Source organism: Actinomadura fibrosa (assembly GCF_900659615.1).
Classification (GTDB): domain Bacteria; phylum Actinomycetota; class Actinomycetes; order Streptosporangiales; family Streptosporangiaceae; genus Spirillospora; species Spirillospora fibrosa.
Genome location: NZ_CAACUY010000067.1, coordinates 19,825 through 41,748, shown reverse-complemented (window position 1 = coordinate 41,748; position 21,924 = coordinate 19,825). Strand labels below are relative to the sequence as shown.

26 protein-coding genes are annotated in these 21,924 nt (G+C 71.8%); 15 read left to right on the top strand and 11 right to left on the bottom strand.

Annotation, left to right across the window (positions count from 1 at the left end; genetic code table 11):
- The first annotated feature begins 86 nt into the window (after positions 1-86).
- From E1300_RS22860 to egtD, 4 genes are read left to right on the top strand one after another with little or no spacing between them, the layout of a single operon-like run.
- Positions 87-281 carry a hypothetical protein gene (locus tag E1300_RS22860; protein ID WP_306440670.1) on the top strand — a complete coding sequence of 65 codons (195 nt, stop codon included), beginning with the start codon at positions 87-89 and terminating at the stop codon, positions 279-281.
- On the top strand, positions 278-1,642 hold the full coding sequence (egtB, locus tag E1300_RS22855) for an ergothioneine biosynthesis protein EgtB (protein WP_131759091.1): 1,365 nt from the start codon (positions 278-280) through the stop codon (positions 1,640-1,642). Before E1300_RS22860 ends, egtB begins: the two co-directional genes overlap by 4 nt.
- Entirely contained in the window at positions 1,643-2,398 is a 756-nt protein-coding gene (gene egtC / locus E1300_RS22850; RefSeq protein ID WP_131759082.1) for an ergothioneine biosynthesis protein EgtC, read from the top strand.
- A 16-nt stretch (positions 2,399-2,414) separates the two neighbouring features.
- On the top strand, positions 2,415-3,380 hold the full coding sequence (gene egtD / locus E1300_RS22845) for an L-histidine N(alpha)-methyltransferase (protein WP_131759081.1): 966 nt from the start codon (positions 2,415-2,417) through the stop codon (positions 3,378-3,380).
- 6 nt (positions 3,381-3,386) lie between these two features.
- Here the strand turns inward: egtD and E1300_RS22840 are convergent, their stop codons facing one another.
- On the bottom strand, positions 3,387-4,157 hold the full coding sequence (locus E1300_RS22840) for an SGNH/GDSL hydrolase family protein (RefSeq protein ID WP_131759080.1): 771 nt from the start codon (positions 4,155-4,157) through the stop codon (positions 3,387-3,389).
- A 189-nt stretch (positions 4,158-4,346) separates the two neighbouring features.
- On the opposite strand from E1300_RS22840, the gene E1300_RS22835 reads away from it, so the two are divergent.
- A complete protein-coding gene (locus tag E1300_RS22835; protein ID WP_207399905.1) occupies positions 4,347-5,534 on the top strand; it encodes an acyltransferase family protein in 1,188 nt (395 codons plus the stop codon).
- Between the two features lie 101 nt (positions 5,535-5,635).
- The gene (locus tag E1300_RS22830) at positions 5,636-6,574 is read left to right on the top strand and encodes a tetratricopeptide repeat protein (protein WP_131759079.1); all 939 of its coding nucleotides are present in this window, start codon (positions 5,636-5,638) and stop codon (positions 6,572-6,574) included.
- 215 nt (positions 6,575-6,789) lie between these two features.
- Here the strand turns inward: E1300_RS22830 and E1300_RS22825 are convergent, their stop codons facing one another.
- Positions 6,790-7,305, bottom strand: coding sequence for a cysteine dioxygenase (locus E1300_RS22825; protein ID WP_131759078.1), 516 nt, complete (start codon positions 7,303-7,305; stop codon positions 6,790-6,792).
- Positions 7,295-8,374, bottom strand: a complete 1,080-nt coding sequence (locus E1300_RS22820) for an amidohydrolase family protein (protein ID WP_207399904.1) — start codon at positions 8,372-8,374, stop codon at positions 7,295-7,297. Before E1300_RS22820 ends, E1300_RS22825 begins: the two co-directional genes overlap by 11 nt.
- Before the next feature lie 167 nt (positions 8,375-8,541).
- Between E1300_RS22820 and E1300_RS22815 the strand changes: the two genes are divergently transcribed.
- Positions 8,542-9,507: a LacI family DNA-binding transcriptional regulator gene (locus E1300_RS22815; protein ID WP_242619330.1), complete on the top strand. Its 966-nt coding sequence runs from the start codon at positions 8,542-8,544 to the stop codon at positions 9,505-9,507.
- Between the two features lie 47 nt (positions 9,508-9,554).
- Here E1300_RS22815 and E1300_RS22810 read toward each other — a convergent pair whose 3' ends face one another.
- Positions 9,555-11,018 carry an aromatic amino acid ammonia-lyase gene (locus E1300_RS22810; protein WP_131759075.1) on the bottom strand — a complete coding sequence of 488 codons (1,464 nt, stop codon included), beginning with the start codon at positions 11,016-11,018 and terminating at the stop codon, positions 9,555-9,557.
- Between the two features lie 156 nt (positions 11,019-11,174).
- Between E1300_RS22810 and E1300_RS22805 the strand changes: the two genes are divergently transcribed.
- Genes E1300_RS22805 through E1300_RS22790 form a run of 4 tightly spaced genes read left to right on the top strand, consistent with a single transcriptional unit; the run spans position 11,175 to position 14,719 of the window.
- Complete coding sequence (locus E1300_RS22805) at positions 11,175-12,350, top strand: ABC transporter ATP-binding protein (RefSeq protein WP_131759074.1); 1,176 nt, start codon at positions 11,175-11,177, stop codon at positions 12,348-12,350.
- Complete coding sequence (locus E1300_RS22800; protein ID WP_131759073.1) at positions 12,350-13,090, top strand: ABC transporter permease; 741 nt, start codon at positions 12,350-12,352, stop codon at positions 13,088-13,090. The genes E1300_RS22805 and E1300_RS22800 overlap by 1 nt, the downstream gene beginning before the upstream one ends.
- Positions 13,087-13,770 carry an ABC transporter permease gene (locus tag E1300_RS22795; protein WP_131759072.1) on the top strand — a complete coding sequence of 228 codons (684 nt, stop codon included), beginning with the start codon at positions 13,087-13,089 and terminating at the stop codon, positions 13,768-13,770. Before E1300_RS22800 ends, E1300_RS22795 begins: the two co-directional genes overlap by 4 nt.
- Positions 13,771-13,792: 22 nt before the next feature.
- Positions 13,793-14,719 (top strand): ABC transporter substrate-binding protein, encoded by a 927-nt coding sequence (locus tag E1300_RS22790; protein WP_207399903.1) that lies wholly within the window; start codon positions 13,793-13,795, stop codon positions 14,717-14,719.
- A gap of 55 nt (positions 14,720-14,774) precedes the next feature.
- On the opposite strand, the gene E1300_RS22785 is transcribed toward E1300_RS22790, so the two are convergent.
- The 5 genes from E1300_RS22785 to E1300_RS22765 are packed head-to-tail and all read right to left on the bottom strand — an operon-like array spanning position 14,775 to position 17,085.
- The gene (locus tag E1300_RS22785; protein ID WP_131759071.1) at positions 14,775-15,554 is read right to left on the bottom strand and encodes a class I SAM-dependent methyltransferase; all 780 of its coding nucleotides are present in this window, start codon (positions 15,552-15,554) and stop codon (positions 14,775-14,777) included.
- 48 nt (positions 15,555-15,602) lie between these two features.
- The gene (locus tag E1300_RS22780) at positions 15,603-15,794 is read right to left on the bottom strand and encodes a DUF397 domain-containing protein (RefSeq protein WP_165502945.1); all 192 of its coding nucleotides are present in this window, start codon (positions 15,792-15,794) and stop codon (positions 15,603-15,605) included.
- Between the two features lie 10 nt (positions 15,795-15,804).
- Complete coding sequence (locus E1300_RS22775; RefSeq protein ID WP_131759070.1) at positions 15,805-16,002, bottom strand: DUF397 domain-containing protein; 198 nt, start codon at positions 16,000-16,002, stop codon at positions 15,805-15,807.
- Between the two features lie 10 nt (positions 16,003-16,012).
- Entirely contained in the window at positions 16,013-16,207 is a 195-nt protein-coding gene (locus E1300_RS22770; RefSeq protein ID WP_131759069.1) for a DUF397 domain-containing protein, read from the bottom strand.
- 2 nt (positions 16,208-16,209) lie between these two features.
- Positions 16,210-17,085 carry a helix-turn-helix domain-containing protein gene (locus E1300_RS22765; RefSeq protein WP_131759068.1) on the bottom strand — a complete coding sequence of 292 codons (876 nt, stop codon included), beginning with the start codon at positions 17,083-17,085 and terminating at the stop codon, positions 16,210-16,212.
- Positions 17,086-17,359: 274 nt separating this feature from the next.
- Here E1300_RS22765 and E1300_RS22760 point away from each other — a divergent pair, with 274 nt between their 5' ends.
- The 4 genes from E1300_RS22760 to E1300_RS22745 all read left to right on the top strand — a co-directional run bounded on the left by E1300_RS22760 (position 17,360) and on the right by E1300_RS22745 (position 20,525).
- Positions 17,360-17,791 carry an ATP-binding protein gene (locus E1300_RS22760; protein WP_131759067.1) on the top strand — a complete coding sequence of 144 codons (432 nt, stop codon included), beginning with the start codon at positions 17,360-17,362 and terminating at the stop codon, positions 17,789-17,791.
- A gap of 281 nt (positions 17,792-18,072) precedes the next feature.
- Positions 18,073-19,221: a methyltransferase domain-containing protein gene (locus E1300_RS22755; protein ID WP_242619329.1), complete on the top strand. Its 1,149-nt coding sequence runs from the start codon at positions 18,073-18,075 to the stop codon at positions 19,219-19,221.
- Between the two features lie 167 nt (positions 19,222-19,388).
- Positions 19,389-19,736 (top strand): hypothetical protein, encoded by a 348-nt coding sequence (locus E1300_RS22750; RefSeq protein ID WP_131759066.1) that lies wholly within the window; start codon positions 19,389-19,391, stop codon positions 19,734-19,736.
- 174 nt (positions 19,737-19,910) lie between these two features.
- Entirely contained in the window at positions 19,911-20,525 is a 615-nt protein-coding gene (locus tag E1300_RS22745) for a hypothetical protein (protein ID WP_131759065.1), read from the top strand.
- A 4-nt stretch (positions 20,526-20,529) separates the two neighbouring features.
- Here E1300_RS22745 and E1300_RS22740 read toward each other — a convergent pair whose 3' ends face one another.
- Both E1300_RS22740 and E1300_RS22735 read right to left on the bottom strand, forming a co-directional pair.
- Positions 20,530-21,093, bottom strand: a complete 564-nt coding sequence (locus E1300_RS22740; RefSeq protein ID WP_131759064.1) for a hypothetical protein — start codon at positions 21,091-21,093, stop codon at positions 20,530-20,532.
- A 40-nt stretch (positions 21,094-21,133) separates the two neighbouring features.
- On the bottom strand, positions 21,134-21,895 hold the full coding sequence (locus E1300_RS22735; protein WP_207399902.1) for an IclR family transcriptional regulator: 762 nt from the start codon (positions 21,893-21,895) through the stop codon (positions 21,134-21,136).
- Positions 21,896-21,924 lie beyond the last annotated feature (29 nt).

Sequence of the window (21,924 nt, the reverse complement as noted above, 5' to 3'; positions counted from 1 at the left end):
CCTTGAATCCGACACCCGTCTTGGTTTGACGTGTATCCCGACGACCGCGACGCTCGGAGGACCCCTTCTCCGGCGGGAGGGCACCGATGAGGAGTGCGGCCCTCGCCGCCGCCGCGCGCACCTGCGTCCGCGCGGCCCTGGACGCGCTGCCCCGGCTGGGCGCGTCCGCCCTCGTCCCGCTCGTGGACGAGTACGCCCGCCGGTACGTCGAGAGCGGCCGATCCCCGGCCGACGACGAATCCCGAACACCGTCCGAGGAGGATCTGGCATGGCAAGGATGAGCTCCCCGGGCTCGATCGACCCCGACGTCCGCGACGAGGAGGCGTTGAAGGAGCTGATCGCGGACGAGCTCGGCGCGGTCCGCGACCGGAGCCTCGGGCTGACCACCGGAGCGCTGGCGGACGACGACCTCGTCGCGCAGGTCTCGCCGCTGATGTCGCCGCTCGTCTGGGACCTGGCGCACGTCGGCAACTACGAGGAGCTGTGGCTGCTGCGCGGCGCCGCGGGCATCGAGCCGATGCGCCCGGAGATCGACACGCTGTACGACGCGTTCGAGCATCCGCGCGCCGAGCGCCCGTCGCTGCCGCTCCTGCCGCCGGACGAGGCGCGGTCCTACATCGGGACCGTCCGCGCCAAGGTCCTCGACTCGCTGCCGTCGGTGCGGTTCGACACCGCCGACCCGCTCACCGCGGGCGGGTTCGTGTACCTGATGGTCGTGCAGCACGAGCACATGCACGACGAGACGATGCTGGCCACCCACCAGCTCCGCAAGGGCGCCCCGGCGCTCCTCGACCCGCCCTCGGAGATCGTCGAGCGGACGCCCGCCCCCGCGGAGGAGGTGCTCATCGAGGCGGGACCGTTCCAGATGGGCACCTCGGACGACCCGTGGGCGTACGACAACGAGCGTCCGGTGCACATCGTGGACCTGCCCGCCTACTACATCGACGCCGAACCCGTCACCAACGCCGCCTACCTCGCCTTCATGGAGGCGGGCGGGTACGACGACCCCCGCTGGTGGGACCCGGCGGGCTGGGAGTGGCGCACCAAGGGCGGCAGGGACGGCAGGGGCAAGCAGGCCCCCGCCTTCTGGACGCGCGAGGGCGGCCAGTGGCTGCGGCGCCGGTTCGGCCGGACGGAGCCCATCCCGCCCGGCGAGCCCGTCCAGCACGTGTGCTGGTACGAGGCGGACGCCTACGCCCGGTGGGCGGGCAAGCGCCTGCCGACGGAGGCCGAGTGGGAGAAGGCCGCCCGCTGGGATCCCGCGGCAGAACGGTCCCGCCGCTACCCGTGGGGCGACGTGTACGAGGAGGGCCGCGCCAACCTGGGCCAGCGGCTGCTCCGTCCGGCCGAAGCGGGCTCGTACGCGTCGGGTGCGTCGGCGTACGGGGTGAGGCGGCTCCTCGGTGACGTGTGGGAGTGGACGTCGTCTGACTTCCACGGCTACCCGGGATTCCGTTCTTTCCCGTACAGGGAGTACTCGGAGGTGTTCTTCGGACCCGAATACAAGGTGCTGCGAGGGGGTTCCTGGGCGACGCATCCGCTCGCCGTGCGCGGCTCCTTCCGGAACTGGGACTACCCCATCAGGCGGCAGATCTTCTCCGGGTTCCGCTGCGCCCGCTCCGCTTCAAGGGAGGGAGCCTAGATGTGCCGCCATCTCGGATACCTCGGGCCTGAGCGGACGCTGCACTCCCTCATCTACGACGGCGACCACTCCCTGGAGCACCAGACGTACGCGCCCCGCATGACGCAGGGCAACCTCCTGAACGCCGACGGGTTCGGTGTCGGCTGGTACCCCGAGGGGCCGGGACCGGGCGGGGCGCCGGAGGCCGTGCGGTTCCGGCGCGCCCAGCCGCTGTGGACGGACCAGTCGTTCCGCGAGATCGCGGGCGCCGTCCGGGCGTCGTGCGCGGTCGCGGCGATCCGGTCGGCGACCGCGGGGTTCCCCGTGGACGAGTCGTGCGCCCAGCCGTTCCGCGCCGGGACCTGGCTGTTCAGCCACAACGGCAAGATCGAGGGCTACGCGGGCGTCGAGGGCAAGCTGCGCGAGCTGGCCGGGGACCTCGCGGGAGTCCCGGACGCGCGCGCCCCGCTCGACTCGGCGCCGCTGTTCGCCCTCGCCGTCCGGCTGTGGCGCGAGGGCCGCCCGCTCGGCGAGGGCCTCGCCGCGGTCGTCGCCGCCGTGACCGGCCTGGCCTCCGGCCGCTACAACCTGCTGGCCTCGGACGGGACGGCCCTCGCCGCCACCACCTGGGGCGACTCCCTCTTCGTCCGCACGGACGAAGGCGAGATCCGGATCGCTTCCGAGCCGCTCGACGGCGAGTCCGGGTGGCGTCCCGTCCCGGACCGCTCGCTCGTCACCGCCGACCTGGCGTCCGGTGTCCGGATCGACCCGCTTTGACCCGAACGCGCTACGCATGGAGGACCACGTGGACCGGTTCCTGACCGCCGACGACCTCGCCAAGACGCTCCGCCAGGACGTCAGGGAGGGGCTCGCCGGCACGCCGAAGACGCTCCCGCCCAAGTGGTTCTACGACGAGCGCGGCAGCGCGCTCTTCGAGGAGATCACGCGGCTGGACGAGTACTACCCGACCCGCAGGGAGCGCGAGATCCTCACCGCGCGGGCGTCCGAGATCGCCGCGCTCACGGGCGCCCGGACGCTGCTGGAGCTCGGCGCCGGGTCGGGGGAGAAGACGCGCCTGCTGCTCGGCGCGCTTAAGGGCACGCTCCGCTCGTACGTCCCGGTGGACGTGAGCGGCGACTTCCTGGAGGAGGCGGCCGCGGCCATCGCCGCCGACTTCCCGGACCTCGCCGTCCGGACCGTCGTCGCCGACTACGAGCAGCACCTGCACCTGCTGCCGGGCGGCGAGCGGCGGCTGATCGCCTTCCTCGGCGGGACGATCGGCAACATGCCGCCCGCCGCCCGCGTCGGCTTCCTCGGCGGCCTGCGCGCGACCATGGGCGAGGGCGACTTCCTGCTGCTCGGCGCCGATCTCGTCAAGGATCCCGGGCGGCTCGTCCGCGCCTACGACGACGCGGCGGGCGTGACCGCGGAGTTCAACCGCAACGTCCTGCACGTGATCAACCGGGAGCTGGACGCCGACTTCGACGTGACCGCGTTCGAGCACGTCGCCGTCTGGGACGAGGCGGAGGAGTGGATCGAGATGCGGCTGCGCTCCACCCGCGCGCAGGACGTCCGCGTCGGGGGGCTCGACCTGGAGGTGTCGTTCGCGGAGGGGGAGGAGATGCGCACCGAGATCTCCGCCAAGTTCCGCAGGGAGCGGATGGAGGCGGAGCTGGGCGCGTCCGGGCTGGAGCTCGCCGAGTTCTGGACGGACGCGGTCGGCGACTTCTCCCTCACCCTCGCCCGCCCCAGAACTTGAGGCGCCTCAGGGCTTTCGGGTCGGGCGGGCGAGGCCGAGGCGCCTGATGTCGTCGGCCAGGCGGGTCGCCAGATAGCGGTGGCCCGCCTGGTTCGGGTGCGTGCCGTCCTTGCGGATGTAGACGGGCGCGTTGCCCTGGCCGGTCAGCCGGTTCCCGGTGATCCACTGCTCGCCGATCGGGTCGACGAACGGGATGCCGAGCTGCTTCGCCAGCGCCCCCAGCGCGTCCCGGACGGCGAGCGCCCGCTGCGGCGGCGTGCCGCTGCCCCACAGCGGACCCATCAGCACGATCCCGGTGCCGGGCCAGCGCTGCCGGACGCGCTCCAGCAGCGTGTGCGCGGCCGCGGCGACCTCCGGGCCCGGGACGCGCCAGTCGTTGTGCCCGCCGGACACGATCAGCAGGTCGGGCGCGGGCCGCCAGCCGAGCTGGCTCTCGAACAGCTTCAGGTACGGCTCGCGCCCGGCGCCGCCGTTCACGAAGCCCGTGCCCGCGCGCCCGCCGACGACGACCTGCCAGCCGAGCAGCCGCGCGGTCGCGGGGGCGTAGGTGGTCTCGGGAAGCGCGCCCCGCTCCCCGACGGTGTAGCTGTCGCCGAGGAACATGACCACGGGCGCGGGCCGCGCGGTCCCGGCGGGCCTGCCCGCGGGCCCGTCCGCCGCCGCCGACCGGTGGACGGAGCCGCCGAGGTCGGTGCAGCCCGTGGCCGCGAGCACGGCCGCCAGGCTCAGGCACAGCAGCAGGAGCGCCGCGCCGCGACGGGCACGGCGAGATGTCATGGAGGACCACCAATTGTTCCGGGGATGCCCCCCGCATCCTACTGAAGCCCGCCGCCCGGCCGGTGCGGTCTCGGACGACCCGGACGGCACGGTTCGGCGTCCGTTGCGTCTCGCTTCCTACACCCCGCGTTCACCGGGGGCTCACGTCCTGGCTCAGATGGGGCAACCCGGCGCCGAGAGGGTGCCGCGGTGACCCGACGCCCCCGCCTCCGCGAACTCGACCTGCTGCGCTTCCTCGCGGCCCTCGCGGTCATGCTGTACCACTTCACCGGCTTCGGCGGCCCCGGTGCGTGGCCCGACCCGTCCAGGGAGGTCTTCCCTGAACTCGCCGGGGTGACGAGGTACGGCTACCTCGGCGTCGACCTCTTCTTCATGATCAGCGGTTTCGTGATCCTGATGAGCGCGTGGGGGCGCGGTCCCGGCGAGTTCGCGATCTCCCGGGTGGTCCGGCTGATGCCCGCCTACTGGGCGAGCGTGCTGCTCGGAGCGGTCGTGTACGCGGCGTTCCGGCAGGGGAACGGCGTCCCCGGCCTGGTGGTGCCGAACCTGACCATGATGCAGGGCGGGCTCGGGATCCGGAACGTCGACGCCGTCTACTGGACGCTCTGGGTCGAGATGCACTTCTACGTGCTGGCCGCCGTCCTCGCGGGCATCGGGATCACCTACCGGTCCTGCCTGATCTTCATGGCGGCGTGGCTGTTCGGCGGCGTCTTCGCGGACGAGGCGGGCAGCAAGATCCTCCAGGTCATGCTGGTGCCCACCTGGAGCCCCTACTTCATCGCCGGCATGGCGCTCTTCATGATCCACCGGTTCGGGCCGACGCTGCTGCTCTGGGGATACGTGGCCATCTCGTACCTGCTCGCGCTGCACTGGGGCGCCTGGCGCGCGGACACCGCCTTCAAGGGCTCGGACGAGCTCGTCGTCTCGGCGGCCGTCACGGTGATCTTCGCCGTGATGATCCTCGTCGCGACCGGCCGGCTCAGCCGGATCCGCTGGAGCGGGCTGACCGTCCTCGGAGCGCTCACCTACCCGCTCTACCTCGTCCACTCGCAGCTCGCGCTGCCCGTGCTGGACGCGGTGTACCCGGGCCTGAACCGGTGGGCCGCGCTCGCGGTCGTGACCGCGGCGTCGCTGCTCGGCGCCTACGCCCTGCACCGCCTCATCGAGCGTCCGGCCGCGAAACGGCTGAAGGCGGGGCTCGTGGCCTCGCTGGAGCCGATGCGGGCGGCGATGCGCACGTCCGGAACGCCGAGCACGTCCTCTGCGCCCGACACGCCCGGTTCTGAGCGGGACAGGGATGTCGCGGACGGCCCCGGCGCGGCCGTCACGACCGTGCCCGTCCCGCGCCCGCCGGACGCGGAGCTGATCCGCAACTGAGCCGTCCGGCCGGAGACGGTAACGCTTTCGATCGCCGGTTCGCTGACCTGTGTACCCGGGGCGGTGCCCGAGCCCCCGGAGAGGCGTCCACGGAGTGGCAGATGCGGTCGTTCAACCGGCACGGATCCGATCTGATCCTGCCGTCGTCACCCGACGCGGACCCGTGCATGGGCGACCCGGTGGCGGAAGCCCTGTGGCAGGCCATGCGACGCCACGACTGGACGAGGATCCGGGAGCTCTTCGACCCGGTGGCCGACCCCGACGACCGGAGCTTCTACCTCGGCGTCTGCGCGGCGGCACCCGGGGTCGGGGACTGGATCGCCGAATGGTGCAGGGCCGAGCCCGGCGCGCCGCTGCCGCTGGTCATCCGCGCCGCCCACCTGCTGCTGCCCGAGCGCGTCCCGGCCGAGGGCCTCCCTCCGGAGAACGTCGGCCTGGCCGAGGAGTGCCTCACCGACGTGCTCTCGCGCGACCCGGACAACGCGGACGCGTGGGCGCTGCTCGTCACCGCGGCCCGCGCGGGGCGGGTCGACCGGAAAGAGGCCCTCTGGCGGTTCGAGCGGGTCGTCGACCTGCATCCCACCCACCTGGACGCCCACACGGAGATGCTCGCCTGGCTCGGCCTGCACGACGGCCCGGACGAGGCTTACGGGTTCGCGCGCGACGTCGTCACGAAGGCCCCGGCCGGGAGCCCGCTGGGGAAGCTCATCCCGCTCGCCCACATCGACCGGTGGCGGTCGCTGCCGCACGCCGAGCGCGGCCCCTTCATGGCCCAGGACTGGGTGCGCGGCGGCCTCCGCGCCGCCGCCGACCACTCGATCCGGCATCCGTCCTACCGGCCGCGGCCCGGATGGCCCGCGACCCACAACGCGTTCGCGTTCGCCCTCGTGATGGCGGGCGAGGTCGCCGCCGCGGCCGAACAGTTCCGGTTCATCGGGGACCAGGTGACCCGGCGGCCCTGGGACGCCTACCACGCCGACCCCGTCCGCGCGTTCACCGAACTCCGCGGCTGGGCGCGGGAATGGGCGGACTTCCGGTGATGCCGGTCGCCGCGCCGCCGGTGTGACGTTCCCGTTCCCGACCGCGCTGAGGGAAATGTGGGCGGTCGTCCGGTGTGAGCGGGCATCGGAGGGCCGCCCACCTCTGACGGGTCCGCCTCCCCCGGACGGGCCCGTCAGAGGCCGCCCGGCCGCGGGGGCCCGCCGGGGCACGCCAGGTCGTCCGGCCGCCGATGCCGCCCAGCCGCCGGCGTGGGTCAGGCGGGCGGACGGAGCTCGTCCGCGTAGCTGACCGAGAGGCGCCGCATCAGGCCGGTCTCGTCGATCGAGTACTGGCCGAGCCGCCACAGCGGCGGCGAGTACGCGTGGATGGAGACGCTCGTCGCGGCGGCCCCCACGAGCCGGTGGATGTGGTCGGGACCGAAGCAGAACGACGCCCCCTCCTCCACCACCGTCCGCACGTGCGCGCCACCGATGCGCGGGTTGCACTCCTCCAGCGCCCCGGCGACGACCCGGACCGCCCCGGACGACACGTCGTGGTCGTGCCAGCCGGTGTCGTTCTCCGGCGTCCAGCAGAGCAGCCACACGTCCACGTACTCGTCGCGGTGCAGCGAGGCGTAGTGGCGGCGGCCCTCAGGGAAGGCGACGTGCGGCCGCCACAGTTCCGGCCGTTCGGCCAGCGCGTCGACCAGCGCGCGCAACTCGCGCTGGTCGAGCGGACGGGCGGGCAGGTCCGCGAGGACGGGGGCGGGGATCAGGACCTCAGGCGACACGGGTCGGCTCCTTTCCGAACAGCAGGAGATGGGGGTTGCGCACGCGGAAGGCGTGCTCGGCGGCCTCACCCAAGTGGAGGTCGCGGGGACGGGCGTAGGGCCGGTCGCTGCCGTGCACGATCGCGTCGACGCCGAGCGCGCGGACGACGGCGTCCGCCGCGCGGGGCCCGTACGACGACGTCTCGACGAAGACCAGGGGGTCCACGGTGCCGCGCCCGCCGCCCCTCGCCGCGACCCGCTCGCCGTGCAGCGGCGCGAGGCCCGCGAGCATCGTGAAGCACACCCGCAGCCGCGGATGCCGCGCCCGCCCGAACGCCCGGAACGCGAACCACGCCGCATGCATCTCCTGGACGTAGGGCACGACAGCCGCCCACCACCCCGGCATCCCGTCAGCTACGCCGCCCGACACGCCCTGGCTGAACGCTCCTTGGCTGGGTGCTCCTTGGCCGGGTGCTCCGTGGGCGGGCGCTTCCTGGCCGGGCGTGCCTTGGCCGGACGTGTCCTGACGGGGTGGGCCGGGTGGGCTGGGTGGGGCGTTGAGCGGGGCGGGGGTGGGTGTGCGGGCTGGGCCTGGGTGGATCAGCAGGGGCAGGTCGCGGGCCTCTACGACGTCCAGGAGGGGGCTGGAGCGTTCCAGCGCGGCGGGGTCCGCGAGCGCCGCGGCGGGCAGTTGCACCCCGGCGAACCGGCTTCCGGACGCGTCGAGCGTGTGGGCGAGCGCGGCCGGGTCGATCTCGGAGACGGTCGCGGCGGCCCAGGCGCCGAACGCGCCGGGCAGCGCGGCGGCGCCCTCGTGGTAGGCGTCGAGAAGCGGGCGCGCCTCGGCGGGCGGCAGCATCTCGATCCCGAGCGGCGACGACAGGGAGACCAGCGCGCGGTCGAGCCCGTCCTCGCGGACGAGGGCCGCCCGCGAATCCACGTCGTGGTCGGCCGGATCGACGTCGAAGGGCGGCTCCCCGGTGAGGTGCAGGCGCCAGCCGTCCAGGCGGGGAGGCGTGCGGCGCCGGCGGAGCGCCTCGACGAGCGGGGGGCTCCACAGGTGCTGGTGGACGTCCACGCGAAGGGACAAGCCGGTCCTCCTCCCGGGCCGCGGGCTCGAACTGAACCGCATCAGTGAACCGCTTCAGTGAACCGTTTAAGCGATGTCCGCGTCAAGCCGGGTCATCCGCTTTTGTCACTGGGGGCGTCTAGGGTTGAGGGGTGCCAGCGAGGCGCAAGCGCGCGACCATACGGGAGGTGGCGCAGGCGACGGGGTTGTCGCCTGCGGCCGTGTCGTACGCCCTGCGCGGCGTCCAGACCTCCGAGGAGACGCAGGAACGGGTCCGCGCGGCGGCCCGGGAGCTCGGCTACGAGGCGCATCCGATCGCCCGCGCCCTCGCCAGCGGCCGCACCGGCCAGGTCGGGCTGCTCTGCGGCTCGCTGGAGGACTACTGGCAGCAGTCGCTCGCCGTCGGCATCGGCCGCGCGCTGCTCGCCCGCGACCGCTACGCTCTGATCGTGGACGCGGGCGGCGACCCGGAGCGGGAGCTCGCCCTCGCCCGCCGGCTGCGCGACCAGCGCGTCGACGGCCTCATCGTGCAGCCGCTCGACCCGTCCGCGCCGCTGTGGTCGGAGCTGGCCGGCACGGTCCCGGTCGTGTCCATCGGCGACGCCCTGCACGGCGGGCAGGCGCAGGGCGAGGTCGTCTTCGACAACCGCCGGGGCGTCACGCTGGCGCTGGAGCACCTGCGCTCGCTCGGCCACGAGCGCGTCACGGTGTTCACCCCGACGCTGGACAGCACCCCCGACCGCCCCGCCGACGTGTACGTGAACGCCGAGGCGGAGCGGCTCGGCCTGCGGGTCGACGTGGTGGTCGTGCCGCAGTCGCTGGCCGAGTCCACCGAGGTGGCCGTGCGGGTGCTCGGCGGGCCCGACCGCCCGTCCGCCGTGTTCTGCTTCGCCGACTCGATCGCCTACGGCGTCTACGCGGCCACGCGGGAGCTGGGCCTCGACGTCCCCGGCGACGTCGCGGTCTGCGGCTACGACGACCATCCGATGTCGGCCCTGCTCACCCCGCCCCTCACCAGCGTCGACTGGGACATCGAGGGCATCGTGCACGCCGCCGTCCGCCTGATCGTGGACGTCATCGACGGCAAGCCCCGCAAGCGCCGCGTCGTCCGCGAGCCGTCCCTGCGCGCCCGCGCGTCCACCGGCACTCCATGATCGGCGCTCGGGCACGGAGGCGGGCCGACCCGCCGCGACCGGAGGGATCAGGGATGCAGGGCGGCCAGGTGGGGGAGGAGGTCGGCGGCGGCGGCGATGTCGGTGTCCAGGGGCCGGTCCTCGATGCGCGGGTCGAGGACCCCGGCGGCCAGGTCGTAGGCCGACCTGAGCGGGCCGCCCGACGGGGCGCGCCCCTGCATCCGCAGCGCCCGCACGGCGGCGACCAGCTCGCAGCCGAGGCCGAGCCGGTAGGCGGCGACCGCGTCGGTGGTCGCGCGCGCCGACTGCGTCGAGAAACCCGCGTGCTCCTCGACGCCGCGCGACAGCACCGCGCTGCCGAGCGCCGCCGGGGTCGCGAGGCGGCGAACGTCGGCGAGGCACGAGTGCGCCACGTACTCCAGGATCATGATCCCCGAGGACGCCTCGGTGGCGCCCTGGAACGGGTACAGCCCGGTGAACGCCGGTTCGGCGAGCGTGCCGAGCCGGGCTGCGGCCAGCGCCATTGTCTGGAACAGCGCCGCCCGCGCCGCGTCCAGCGCGAGCCCGACGTAGGCGGTGTGGAAGTTGCCGTTGTGCCAGACGGTCCGTCCCGGGACGTCCACGAGGGGGTTCTCGGCCGCCGCGTTGATCTCGCGGGTGACGACCTCCTCCGCGTAGGCGGCGGCCTCCAGCGCGGGGCCGTGCACCTGCGGGAAGGCGCGGTAGCCGTAGGGGTCCTGGATGCGCGCGGCGGCCGGCGGCTCGAAGGCCAGCAGGATCCGCATCGCGGCGGCGGCGTCCCGCTGGCCGGGATGCGGGCACGCGTCGTGGACGGGCGGCGCGTACGGCTCCTCCGAGCCGCGGACGGCGAGGTGCGACAGCGCGGCGACCACCGTGGACGCGGCGAGGGTCTCCCGCAGGTCGGCGACGGCGATCGCCGCCTCCCCGAGCGTGGCGGCGTTGGAGCTGATGAACGCGAGCGCGTCGGCGGAGCGAAGGGTGTAGCCGGGGCCGCGCTCGGGCGCCCCGTCCGCCCCGGGGAGCCAGGCGCGCTCGCCCAGCAGGCACAGGGCGGTGGACGCGAGCGCCGTCAGGTCGCCCGTGCCGATCGCCCCGTACACCGGCACGGGCGGCAGCAGCCCCAGGTTGAGGACGTCCGCGAGGGCTTGGAGCGCTCCAGCCTCGACGCCGGAGCCGCCCGCAGCGATCTGGTTCAGCCGGACGGTCAGCATCGCCCGGACGATCTCCGGCGCCACCAGCGGCCCCGCGCCCGCCGCGTGGCTGCGCAGCAGCCGCAGCCCGTGCGCGTCGGCGTCCTCCCACTCGACGTCCACCACGCGGTTGGCGCCGACGCCCGTGGTGCGGCCGTACACCGGCTGGTGCTCGGCCGTCTCGCGGGCCACCCGCCAGGCCGCGCGGGCCCGCTCGACCCCCGCGTCGGCTATGGCGATCATCACGTCGTCGCGGGCGGCGCGCACCACCTGCGCACACGTGAGAGCGGTGCCGTCGATAACGATTCGGCTGTTTCCCAAGGCGGTAGGCTACTTTCCCGGCTTTTCAAGTAGTTATGTTCTGGTTGTGCCCGGCGAGCCGGGGGACCGAGACGACGGTACCCATTGGCTACGGTTGGGCAGAAGGTCGAGATGGATCATCGGCGTTGCGGCGCCCCGGCGAGGACGTGAAACCGCTTGATCACCTTTGAGGGCGTGAGCAAAACCTACCCCGACGGGACCGTCGCGCTCGACGACGTGAGCCTCGAATGCCGCACGGGCGAGATCACGGTGTTCGTCGGCACGTCCGGCGGCGGCAAGACCACGGCGCTGCGCACCATCAACCGCATGGTGGAGCCCACCGGCGGCCGGGTCCTCATCGACGGCGCGGACGTGCGCGACAGCAGGCCCGCCGAGCTGCGGCGCGGCATCGGCTACGTCATCCAGCACGCCGGGCTGTTCCCGCACCGCACGATCGAGGACAACATCGCGACCGTCCCGTACCTGCTGCGCTGGAACAAGAAGAAGGCCCGCGACACCGCCCGCGAGCTGATGGAGCGCGTCGGCCTGGACGCCTCGATGGCCAAGCGCTACCCGTTCCAGCTCTCCGGCGGCCAGCAGCAGCGCGTCGGCGTCGCCCGCGCGCTCGCCGCCGACCCGCCGGTCATGCTCATGGACGAGCCGTTCAGCGCCGTCGACCCCGTCGTCCGCGCCGAGCTCCAGGACGAGTTCCTCCGCCTCCAGGCCGAGCTGCACAAGACCATCGTCTTCGTCACCCACGACATCGACGAGGCGATCAAGCTCGGCGACCGCGTCGCGGTGTTCAAGACCGGCGGCAAGCTCGTCCAGTTCGACACGCCCGAGAACGTCCTCGCCCGCCCCGCGGACGACTTCGTCGCGGAGTTCATCGGCTACGACCGCGGCATCCGGCGGCTGTGGTTCATCCCCGCGTCCGAGGCGCCGCTGTCCGACCGCGGCGTCCTGCCCGCGGACACGCCCGCCGACCGGATCCGCGCCGACGACGACGGCTGGACCCTCGCCGTCGACGGCTCCCGCCGCCCGCTGGGCTGGGCCGCCCCCGGCGCCGTCCCGTCCGGCGGCACCCTCGCCGACGCGCCGCTGAAGCCCGTCGGCCCCACCTTCACCGTCGCGCGCGACTCGATCCGCGCCGCGCTCAACGCCGCGATCCTCTCGCCGTCCGGCCGCGCCGTCGGCGTGGACGACGACGGCCGCCTCGTCGGCGTCGCCGACCAGCACGACCTCAGCGCCGCCATCACCCGCGCCGGCGCCGACGCGGAACCGGCCCCGGCCGTCGACGCGAAACCGGCGTCCGACGACGTCGAACCGGCCCCGAAGGGCGGTGCCGCGGGCTGATGGACCTCGACTGGGGCTGGATCGGCGAGCACACCGACTCGCTCACCGAGCACTCCCTCACCCACCTGAAGCTGGCCCTGCTGCCGGTGCTGTTCGGGCTGATCATCTCGCTGCCGCTCGGCGTCGCCTGCCGGCGCTGGGGCTGGCTCTACCCGCCCGTCCTCACCGCCGCGAACGCGCTGTACGCGATCCCGTCGCTCGCCCTCTTCATGATCTTCATCCAGTACACCGGGCTGGAACCGTCCACGGTGATGATCCCGCTGACGCTGTACACGCTGTCGGTGCTCGTCCCGAACGTGGTGGACGGCCTGGCCTCGGTGTCCGAACCGGTCCGGCAGGCGGCCACCGCGATGGGCTTCGGGACGCTGCGGCGGCTGCTGCGGGTCGAGCTGCCGATCGCGGTCCCCATCGTGATCGCGGGCGTGCGGGTCGCGGCCGTGTCGTCCATCAGCCTCGTCGCCATCGGCCAGCTCATCGGCCAGGGCGGGCTCGGCTACGACATCATCCGCGGCTACCAGCTCCGCTTCCAGACCCAGATCGTCGCCGCGTCCGTCCTGATCATCCTGCTCGCCCTGGTCACCGACGCGATTCTCGTCCTGATCCAGCGCCTGCTGACCCCGTGGACGCGGGCGCGGAAGCGCTCCGGCGGCTCGTCCCGCCGACGCCATCCCATCACCGGCGCGGCGCCTCCCCACGCGGTGGACGCGGGCGTGAGCAGCATCGCAGGAGGCGGCGGATGAACGACCTCTGGAACCAGATCACTCTCTCCTGGGAGTGGCTGACGGCGTCGGCGCAGTGGCACGGCGAGGAGGGAATCCCGCACCGGCTGCTCCAGCACGTCATCTACAGCGGGATATCGCTGCTCTGCGCGGCGGTCATCGGGCTGGCCCTCGGCCTGCTCGTCGGCCACACCGGACGCGGCGGCTTCCTCGCCGTCAGCGTCGCGAACATCGCGCGCGCGGTCCCGACCTTCGGCCTCGTGCTGATCATCGTGCTGATCGACTACAGCATCACCCCCGTCCTCGTCGCGCTCGTCGCGCTGGCGGTGCCGCCGATCCTCGTCAACACCTTCGAGGGCGTCCGCGCGGTCGACCCCGACGCCAAGGACGCGGCCAGGGGCATGGGCATGACCGGCTGGGGCGTGCTGTGGCGCGCCGAGGTGCCGATGGCGCTGCCGCTGATCCTGCTGGGCTTGCGCACGTCCGCGGTCCAGGTCGTGGCCACCGCGACCATCGCCGCCTACCCGGGCTTCGGCGGGCTCGGCCGCTACATCATCGACGGCCTCGCCCGCAACGACTACCAGCTCGTCGTCGGCGGGACGGTCCTGGTCGTCCTGCTCGCGATCATCGTCCAGACGGCGTTCGCGGGCCTGCGCCGCCTCCTCGTCTCGCCGGGCCTGCTCGGCTCCGCCCGTTCCTGATCAGTTCAACGAAGGACACGAAATGAAGCACATGTTCCGCGGCGCGGTCATCGGACTCGTGGCGGCCCTGACCCTGTCCGCCTGCGGGGGCGGCGACGACGACGGCGGCGACAACCCGCTCTCGGGCGGTGGCGGCGGCAAGGGCACGATCACCGTCGGCGGCGCCAACTTCCCCGAGAGCGGCCTGATCGGCGAGCTGTACGCGCAGGCGCTGGAGGCCAAGGGCCTCAAGGTCAACCGCAAGTTCAACATCGGCGCCCGCGAGATCTACTACGAGCAGGTCGTCAAGGGCGGCATCAGCGTCATGCCGGAGTACAACGGCGCGCTGCTGACCACGTCCGTCGACAAGACCAGCACCGCGGCCACCACCGACGAGATCAACGCGGCGCTCAAGGCGAAGCTGCCCGCGAGCGTGGAGATCCTCGACTCGGCCAAGGCCGAGGACAAGGACTCCGTCACGGTGAACCCGCAGACCGCGACCAAGTACAACCTGAAGTCGATCGCCGACCTCAAGCCCGTCGCGAACCAGCTGACCATCGCGGGCCCGTCCGAGTTCAAGACCCGCCAGCAGGGCCTCGTCGGCCTGAAGGACAAGTACGGCCTGGAGTTCAAGAAGTTCCAGCCGTTCGACGCGGGCGCGCAGGCCACCCTCGTCCAGCTGCTCACCGAGAACAAGATCCAGGCCGCCGACCTCTTCACCACGGACCCGACGATCGCGCAGAAGAAGCTGGTCGTCCTGGCGGACCCGCAGAACGTCTTCTCCGCGCAGAACGTCACGCCGCTCGTCAACAAGTCCGCCGTGAACGACCAGGCCAAGGCCGCCCTGAACGCCGTGTCGGCCAAGCTCACCACGCAGGACCTGCTCGACATGATGAAGCGCATCGCCATCGACAAGGACGACCAGGAAGAGGTCGCCAAGGACTGGCTCAAGAAGTCCGGCCTCGCCTGACAACCCCACCCCGAGAGCCCGCCGCGACCCGCTTGCGGCGGGCTCTTCACCGTCCTCAGCCGGGCATAGCTCGCACGAGCACAAGCGACCCCTCGTAGGACGGCTGCCCGCGGAGATGGCCGTACCGGGCGTCCCAGGTGCCGTCGGCGAGGTCGCGAGCCAGATGCTCGGCATAGGCGCCGGCGGTCTCGGCGGGCACGAAGCTCCACGCCGAACAAGCCTGCCGGGCGCCGGGCTGGAGCAACATCTCGGGACGCGCGTAGTAGGCCTCGTTGAACCCGTCGGTGCAGTCGGCCGGGATCGCCACCGGCGTCACGGTGACCTCCCCGCCGAGCAGGGCGCCGATCTCGGCGATCGGCGGATAGCGGCGCGCCTCGGCGTCCAGCACCAGCGGCGCGTACGCGTACAGCCAGAAGTCGCGGACCAGCTCGGGATCACAGGTCAGCACGACCACGGGACCCCGGGTCACCCGCCGCATCTCCCGCAGCCCGGCCGCCAGGTCGCTCCACTGATGCACGCTGAACGTGGTCATCGACGCGTCGAACGAGCCGTCCGCGAACGGCAGATCCTCCGCGACCGCGTCGATCGCCTCCACGAGGTGCCCGGGCCGCTGCGCCCGCATCGACGCCGACGGCTCCACCGCCGTCACGGCGAACTCCTCGGCCTCGTAGGAACCGGCCCCGGCCCCGACGTTCAGGACGGTCCGCGCCCCTCCGAGCGCCTCGACGACGACCCGCCCGATCCGCGGATCCGGCCGCCGATACCCCGAATACCCGGCGCCGATCGCCCCGTAGTCCGCGTCCCCCGCACTACCGTCCCGAGCCCGCACCACCATGATCGCCATGCTAGCGACGCCGCCGCCCGGCTACCGGCCGCCGAGCAATCAGGACGTGCGGACCGCCTCCACGAAGGCCCCCCACTCCCGCACACTGAAACGCAGGACGGGACCGCCCCCACCCTGCTTACTGTCACGCACGCCGATAGTCCCCTCGCCCGACCGTCCGAACTCGACGCAGGCTCCATCGGCTTCACTCCGGCGTGACTTGCGCCAGTTCTCATAAGAGGGCAGTGTCACCGCGTCCCTCCTAGGAGGTCTGGGAGCGGACGGCTCGTAGAAAATCGCTCCACTCGCGCGTGCTGAAGTGAAGGACGGGGCCGTTGACGGCCTGCTTGGTGTCACGCACGCCGATCATCCCTTCGGCTGACCGTCCGACCTCGACACAGTCGCTGTTGGCGGCGCTGTAACTGGACTTCCGCCAGTTCTTGCACGAGGGCAGTGTCATTGCGTCCCTCCTAGGAGGTCTGGGAGCGGACGGCTCGTAGGAAATCGCTCCACTCGCGTGTACTGAAGTGAAGGACGGGGCCGTTGAGGTCTTGCTTGGTATCCCGCACGCCGATCACCCCTTCGAGCGAGCGTCCCACCTCGACGCATTCTGCGTCGGGCGCGCTGTGACTGGACTTGCGCCAAAGTTCGTAGCGGATCGTCATGCTTACGATCCTCTCAGGTCGCCGAGGCGGCGGGCAGCCTCATCTAGAAGCGTGAGGCTGCTAACCGTTGACAGAGATGCTGCTCGAAGCCGCTCGAACATCTCGACGTAGCGGGTCACGTGGTCGGCTTCGGTGTGCACGACATCGGCCCCCGCTGTGTCCGCGATGACCATCGGGGGATCATCCTGATCGGGGAAGGTATAGATCAAAAAGGAGGATCTTGCCAGAAATCCCCCCTTGACGCGGGCGTCGACCGGTAGCACGTAGACGCTCAGTCGAGGTTCCGCTGAGACCAGCGAGACCAGATGTGTGAGCTGAGTGCTCATGACGTTCGCGTCAACCGCCAGGCGGCGCATGACGAATTCGTCCAGAACGATGTCAAAGGCCGGTCCCCCAGCGCCGAGGGCGGTTTCCTGACGCTTCAGGCGAGCTTCAAGCACGCGGACGGGATCGTAGTCGAGTGGGCCGGCCGCCTCGTCCAGCTTGATAAGAGCCCTGATGAAGTCAGGAGTCTGCAGGATGCCTGGGAACCCGAATTGGTTGTAGCCGCGGATTGTGGCGGCGCCCGACTCGACGTCGGCGTACATGCGCTGGCGGTCGCCCATCGCGTCGCCGTAGGCGTCCCACCAGCCGCGTCGGGCGGCTCCGCGGGCTATCGCGAAGATGCGCTGCCACTCGTCGTCCTCGACGCCCAGGGCGCCCAAGATGTTCGAGATGTCGCCAAGGTCGGGGCGGCAGCGGGCGTTCTCCAGTTTGGAGACCGTCATGCGGGAGCGGTAGATGGCGCGGGCGAGATCATCGGCGGTCATGCCCCGCTGCTCGCGGAGGGCCCGCAGTTCGGCGGCGAGGCGGCGACGGCGGACGAACGGGCTGCTCACCGGTGGCCTCCAGGCTCGGTCCGGCGGACGGGGGACGAGGTGTCGCCACTCTGTGTTAGCAGATGCAGACCGTCCGCGTCCTCGAAAGGGCGTTCGGAAGGCGTCTGTCACGTGAGGGTGGCGTTCGATCCGTTTACGTAAACGAGCCGAACGTTCGCGGCGGCGGTGTGTCAGGTGCGGACCGGGGCCTCCTGGTCTGCGCTTTCGCGTACGGGCGGGTTCGCGGCGGTGACGATGGAACGGCCCGAGAACGGATCGTTACACGAGGTGATCGATGTTGCTTGCCATTCCCGTCCCCGCTGAGGTCGGTCAGCCGATGTACTGGTGCCGGGAGTTCCCTGGCAGGACCGACCAGGCGCGGGCCGTCCGTGCCTTCGCGGCGCACCTGCTCACCGACGTCCCTGGGCTGGACGACATCCTGCTCGTCCTGAACGAGTTGGTCGTCAACGCGCTCCGACACAGCCGCTCGGGTGAGCAGGGCGGGCACTTCACCGTGGAGGTGCGCAGCGACGTGGCCGGGGTCATCGTCTCCGTCCGCGATGAGGGCGGGGCGGGACGACCGCGCCTCCGGGACGCGGACCCGCTGGCAGAGGGCGGACGCGGCCTCCTGACCGTCGAGGCGCTGGCCGCCACCTGGTCATGGAAGGGCGACGCGCACGGCCGCACCGTCCGCGCGACCTTCCCCGCACACCGCCCCGCCCCATGATCCGAGGCGGGATCTCACGCTGAGAGCCATTTGCTGACTCCGAAGCCACACCTTCGGCGGAGTTCGGGCCAACGCAACGGCAACTACATAGAGTGCCGAGAGATGCATTCTAAGTGATCGCGATAGACGAGTGCCTCCATAGGTCGCGCTCGCATAGAAGGGAACTGGAGATGGGCAAACACGATGAGAAGAAGCAAGGTGACGGCAAGTGGGATAAGCCGGTCCCTCCGAAGGATCCGAAGAACCCGCCCGGTGGAGGCAAGCATGAGAAGGGCGCGTAGGTGATCGACGCTGCGGGGCTGCTGGGGCGGATGGTTGAGGAGTTGGTGGAGGGGGGTGATCTGGTGTCGGAGTGGCGGGACGTCTTCCTGCGTGTGCCTCGGCATCGGTTCATTCCTGAGACGGTGTGGACGCAGGAGGGCGGCCGGCTGGTGCCGGTGCGTCGTGTTGATGATGAGGCCGCCTGGTTGAGCCTTTGCTATGCCAGCGATTTCGTGATCACTCAGGTGGACGACGGCGTTCCGGCCGGGCCGGGGCTGATCGGCGATGAGATCACCAGTTCGGCCAGCCGTCCCGATGTGGTGGCGTTGATGCTGGCGGCGCTGGACGTGGAGCCGGGGATGGCGGTCCTCGAAGTCGGCACCGGAACCGGATGGAACGCCGCCCTGCTGGCCGAACGGCTTGGTGCTGCGGCCGTCACGACCGTGGAGGTGGACGCCCGGGTCGCTGAACACGCCAAGAGAGCGCTCGGCGATAACGGCTACGGCGTCACGGTGGTCGTCGGTGATGGTGCGCTTGGTCATCGGCCCGGCGCGCCGTATGACCGGGTGATCGCCACCGTTGCGGCGGGGCGGGTGCCTTATGCGTGGGCGGAACAGGTGCGTCCTGGCGGGCGGGTTCTGGTTCCTTGGGCCACCGATCTCCACAATGGCGCGCTCGTGTCGTTCACGGTTTCGCGGGACGGTGCCATGCGCGGCCGCGTGGTGGGGGACGTCGCGTTCATGCCACTGCGGAGTCAGCGCGGCAGGCGGGCTTCCCTGGCGCGTGACGTCTGGGATTGGGACGGGGCACGGCGGTCGGTGACCTCGCTGCATCCGTACGAGGTCTTCGGGGAGTATGACGCTTCGCTGGCAGTGGGGCTGAGGGTTCGCCGGTGTCGGCTCGTCGTCGAGAACGGGGAGGACGGCGCCTACACGGTCTGGCTGATCGATCCGTGGTCGCGTTCGTGGGCCGGCCTCGTCCATGAGCGGGACGTCGAGGCGTTCACGGTCCGTCAGCAGGGCGTCCGGAGTCTGTGGGACGAGGTCGAGGCGGCCTACCGCTGGTGGGACGGGCTCGGCCGTCCTGCCGCTGCTCGGTGGGGCATCACCGTGAACGCCGAGGGGCAACGCCTGTGGCTCGACTCCGAGGATCATCCGCTTGATCAGTGACCGCTGCGGTGTGGGGGTCGTGGGGATGTTGTGAGGTTTTTGTTTGGTCGCTCGGTATGTGGGTGTCCGCCCGCGAGCATGTCTCCATGGAACAAGGTCCTTTACGTGACGAGTCCCAGGCGAGGCCGCCGTTGCCGCGGAACGAGCTGTGGACGAGGTTGTTCAAGGTGTCCCCGCTGGTCGGAGTGGGCTGCGCCTTCGTCAGCTACTTCGCGACCGCCGCTTCCTGGGGTGACTGCGGAAACGGTCCGGATGCGGGCGGGGCCTTCTCGGTCAACGTCCTGGGCATCGCCGGGCTCATCGTGATGCCGTCGGTCGCCGTGGTGTGCGGCGCGCTGGCCTTCTGGGCGCATGGCGTGCTCTGCCGGTCCACGGATTCGGACATCCGCAGCGATCTCGGACCCACCTTGATCGTGATGGTGGGCGCGTTCGCCCTGATCGCTCTCGTCCTCCTCTGGATCTCCTGGGGGAGTCCTCCGGACGGCTACTGCGAGGGCATGTCGCTCTCGGGATGACGCGGGTGTCCCTGGTGGGGTGCCCGGTGGAACGGGACAACGGTCCCTGGGCTGGGCGGTGGTCCGTCCGGCAGCCTGCTCTGGACGCCGGTCCGGGCAAACGGGTCGGCGTGCTGTCCGTCGGGGGGCACGGGGAAAAGGTCCTCCGACGCTTGTCCACAGGGGGGACCGGTCTTGTTCAAGCGTCACGTCGCGCTGTCCGTCGCGCTCGCTCTGCTGCCGTTGTCGGCGTGCACCGTCCATGTCGGGACGAACTCCACGACGCGGAGGCACACGTCCACGAAGAAGAGTTCGAGCTTCGAGAAGCGGCTGGAGTTCAACGGGATGGCCCTCCAGGTCCCGTACACCTGGCGCGGGGAGACGGACGGCTCCCGCATGCACGTGGTCACCGGGGGCGACTGCCAGAAGCAGGGATATCCCGAGGCGGACACGTGCCGGGGGTTCTGGCTGTTCGGCGCCGAGGACATCGCGCGGGGCGATGAGGGCGGGCCGTTCACGCCCGCGAAGCCGTTCTATCCGCAGTCGGACTCGGTGCCGTGCCCGAACGCGCCGGAGACGTTCCAGACCACGCCGCAGGCGCCGACCGCCGAGAGGCTGGCGCAGGTGGGCACCGGGCACCGGGGCGACTACCGCGAGTGGGACATCACGTGCATCAGTCCGGCCGGGGGAGCGAAGGAGGGCGGTTTCACCCAGCGGACGCTGCACCTGCCGCAGTCCCGCATCCTCGTCGTGGACAACTGGGAGACCGCCGGCCTCGTCACCCGTCTGGAGCAGGCGACCTGGTCTTGAGGTGTCAGAAGAGGCCGAAGCGTTTGCGCTTCTTCTGGCCTTGGGGCGGCGGACCGCTTTCCAGGAGTTCGCTGAGCCTGGTCATGAAGGCTTCGCGGTCGGGGGCCGTGAGGGCGCCGTAGTTGACGCGGCCCTTGTCAGGCCCTAGCCATTCGGCGACGACCGCGGTGGGTTCGCCGCTCTCGGTGGGGAAGCTGCGTTCCAGGGTGAAGTAGCGCATCTCGGGACGCGCGCCGTGGTGCGCGATGACGACGTAGTGCGCCTCGGACGCGCGTTCCGGGGGCGGCAGCGTGACGAGGGCGGCGTCGTGGCCGGCGAGCTGGAGGAACTCGGCCTCGATGCCGGTCGGCGGGATCCGCTCCTCATCGGGAGGAAGCTGGGTGCCCACCTGCGTCCACTCGTCGATGACGTGGGCTCGCAGCTTGCCTTTGAGGGCGAGGCCGACGAGGCCCATGGCGCCGTAGGTGGGGAGGCCGTCCTTGGAGAGGAAGGCGCTGTCCCTGAGGATGACGTGGGCGTACATGTAGTGGTGGGCGCGGGGCTTCACGTGCGGGGGGAGGGGGTCCATGGCCGTCGCCTTCGTGTCGTCCGCCCGACTTGATCGGATACTACTCCGGCGGGCGGCCGCCCAGGCGGGCGGTGAGGTCGGCGGCGGTGGCGCGGACGGGGGCGGCGAGGGCCGGCCAGGTGGCCTCGGGACGGTCCTCGCGGCGGAACGTGACGGTGATCGCGGCCGTGGGGTGGCCGGTGTGGTCGAAGCAGCAGGCCGCGATGCTCGCGAAGCCCTCGGTGATGTGGCCGTCCTCGGCCGACCAGCCGCGGCGGGCGTCCTCGGCGAGGACGCGGCGCAGCTCGCGGAGGGTGCGGGGGCCCCGTCCGGTGCGGTCCACGAACGAGCGGGGGAACAGCGCCCGGACCTGGGCCGGGGGCAGGAAGGCGAGCATCGACCGGCCGCTCGCGGTGAGCTGGGCGGGCATCCGGACGCCGACGTCGGTGACGAGGGTGGCGTGCCGGGGCGGCTGCTCCTTCAGCAGGTAGAGGGTCTCGGCGCCGTGCAGGACGCCGAGCTGGGCGATCTCGCCGACGCGGTCGACGAGGCGGCGCAGCAGGGGGCGGGCGAGGCGTTCGAGGGGCTCGTGCCGCAGGTAGGCGGAGCCGATCTCGAACGCGGCGACGCCGAGGCCCCAGCGGCGCTCCTCCGGGACGTAGGCGACGAAGCCGTCCTCGGCCATCGCGGTCAGGAGGTGGTAGGTGCTGGAGCGCGGCAGGCCGAGGGACCGGGCGATCGCGGAGGCGGGCAGCGGCCCGGCCGATCCGGCCAGCAGCCGCAGGACGGCGAGCGCGCGCCGCGCGGCCGGTACCTGGCTCACCCGGTCATTGTCTCGCATGCCAGACAGTT

What these genes read in the sequence shown, in the direction of transcription:
- E1300_RS22860 (WP_306440670.1), top strand. Translation starts at nt 87, where the DNA reads ATGAGGAGTGCGGCCCTCGCCGCCGCCGCGCGCACCTGCGTCCGCGCG.
- egtB (WP_131759091.1), top strand. Translation starts at nt 278, where the DNA reads ATGAGCTCCCCGGGCTCGATCGACCCCGACGTCCGCGACGAGGAGGCG.
- egtC (WP_131759082.1), top strand. Translation starts at nt 1,643, where the DNA reads ATGTGCCGCCATCTCGGATACCTCGGGCCTGAGCGGACGCTGCACTCC.
- egtD (WP_131759081.1), top strand. Translation starts at nt 2,415, where the DNA reads ATGGAGGACCACGTGGACCGGTTCCTGACCGCCGACGACCTCGCCAAG.
- E1300_RS22840 (WP_131759080.1), bottom strand. Translation starts at nt 4,157, where the DNA reads ATGACATCTCGCCGTGCCCGTCGCGGCGCGGCGCTCCTGCTGCTGTGC.
- E1300_RS22830 (WP_131759079.1), top strand. Translation starts at nt 5,636, where the DNA reads ATGCGGTCGTTCAACCGGCACGGATCCGATCTGATCCTGCCGTCGTCA.
- E1300_RS22800 (WP_131759073.1), top strand. Translation starts at nt 12,350, where the DNA reads ATGGACCTCGACTGGGGCTGGATCGGCGAGCACACCGACTCGCTCACC.
- E1300_RS22795 (WP_131759072.1), top strand. Translation starts at nt 13,087, where the DNA reads ATGAACGACCTCTGGAACCAGATCACTCTCTCCTGGGAGTGGCTGACG.
- E1300_RS22790 (WP_207399903.1), top strand. Translation starts at nt 13,793, where the DNA reads ATGAAGCACATGTTCCGCGGCGCGGTCATCGGACTCGTGGCGGCCCTG.
- E1300_RS22785 (WP_131759071.1), bottom strand. Translation starts at nt 15,554, where the DNA reads ATGGTGGTGCGGGCTCGGGACGGTAGTGCGGGGGACGCGGACTACGGG.
- E1300_RS22775 (WP_131759070.1), bottom strand. Translation starts at nt 16,002, where the DNA reads ATGACACTGCCCTCGTGCAAGAACTGGCGGAAGTCCAGTTACAGCGCC.
- E1300_RS22770 (WP_131759069.1), bottom strand. Translation starts at nt 16,207, where the DNA reads ATGACGATCCGCTACGAACTTTGGCGCAAGTCCAGTCACAGCGCGCCC.
- E1300_RS22760 (WP_131759067.1), top strand. Translation starts at nt 17,360, where the DNA reads ATGTTGCTTGCCATTCCCGTCCCCGCTGAGGTCGGTCAGCCGATGTAC.
- E1300_RS22740 (WP_131759064.1), bottom strand. Translation starts at nt 21,093, where the DNA reads ATGGACCCCCTCCCCCCGCACGTGAAGCCCCGCGCCCACCACTACATG.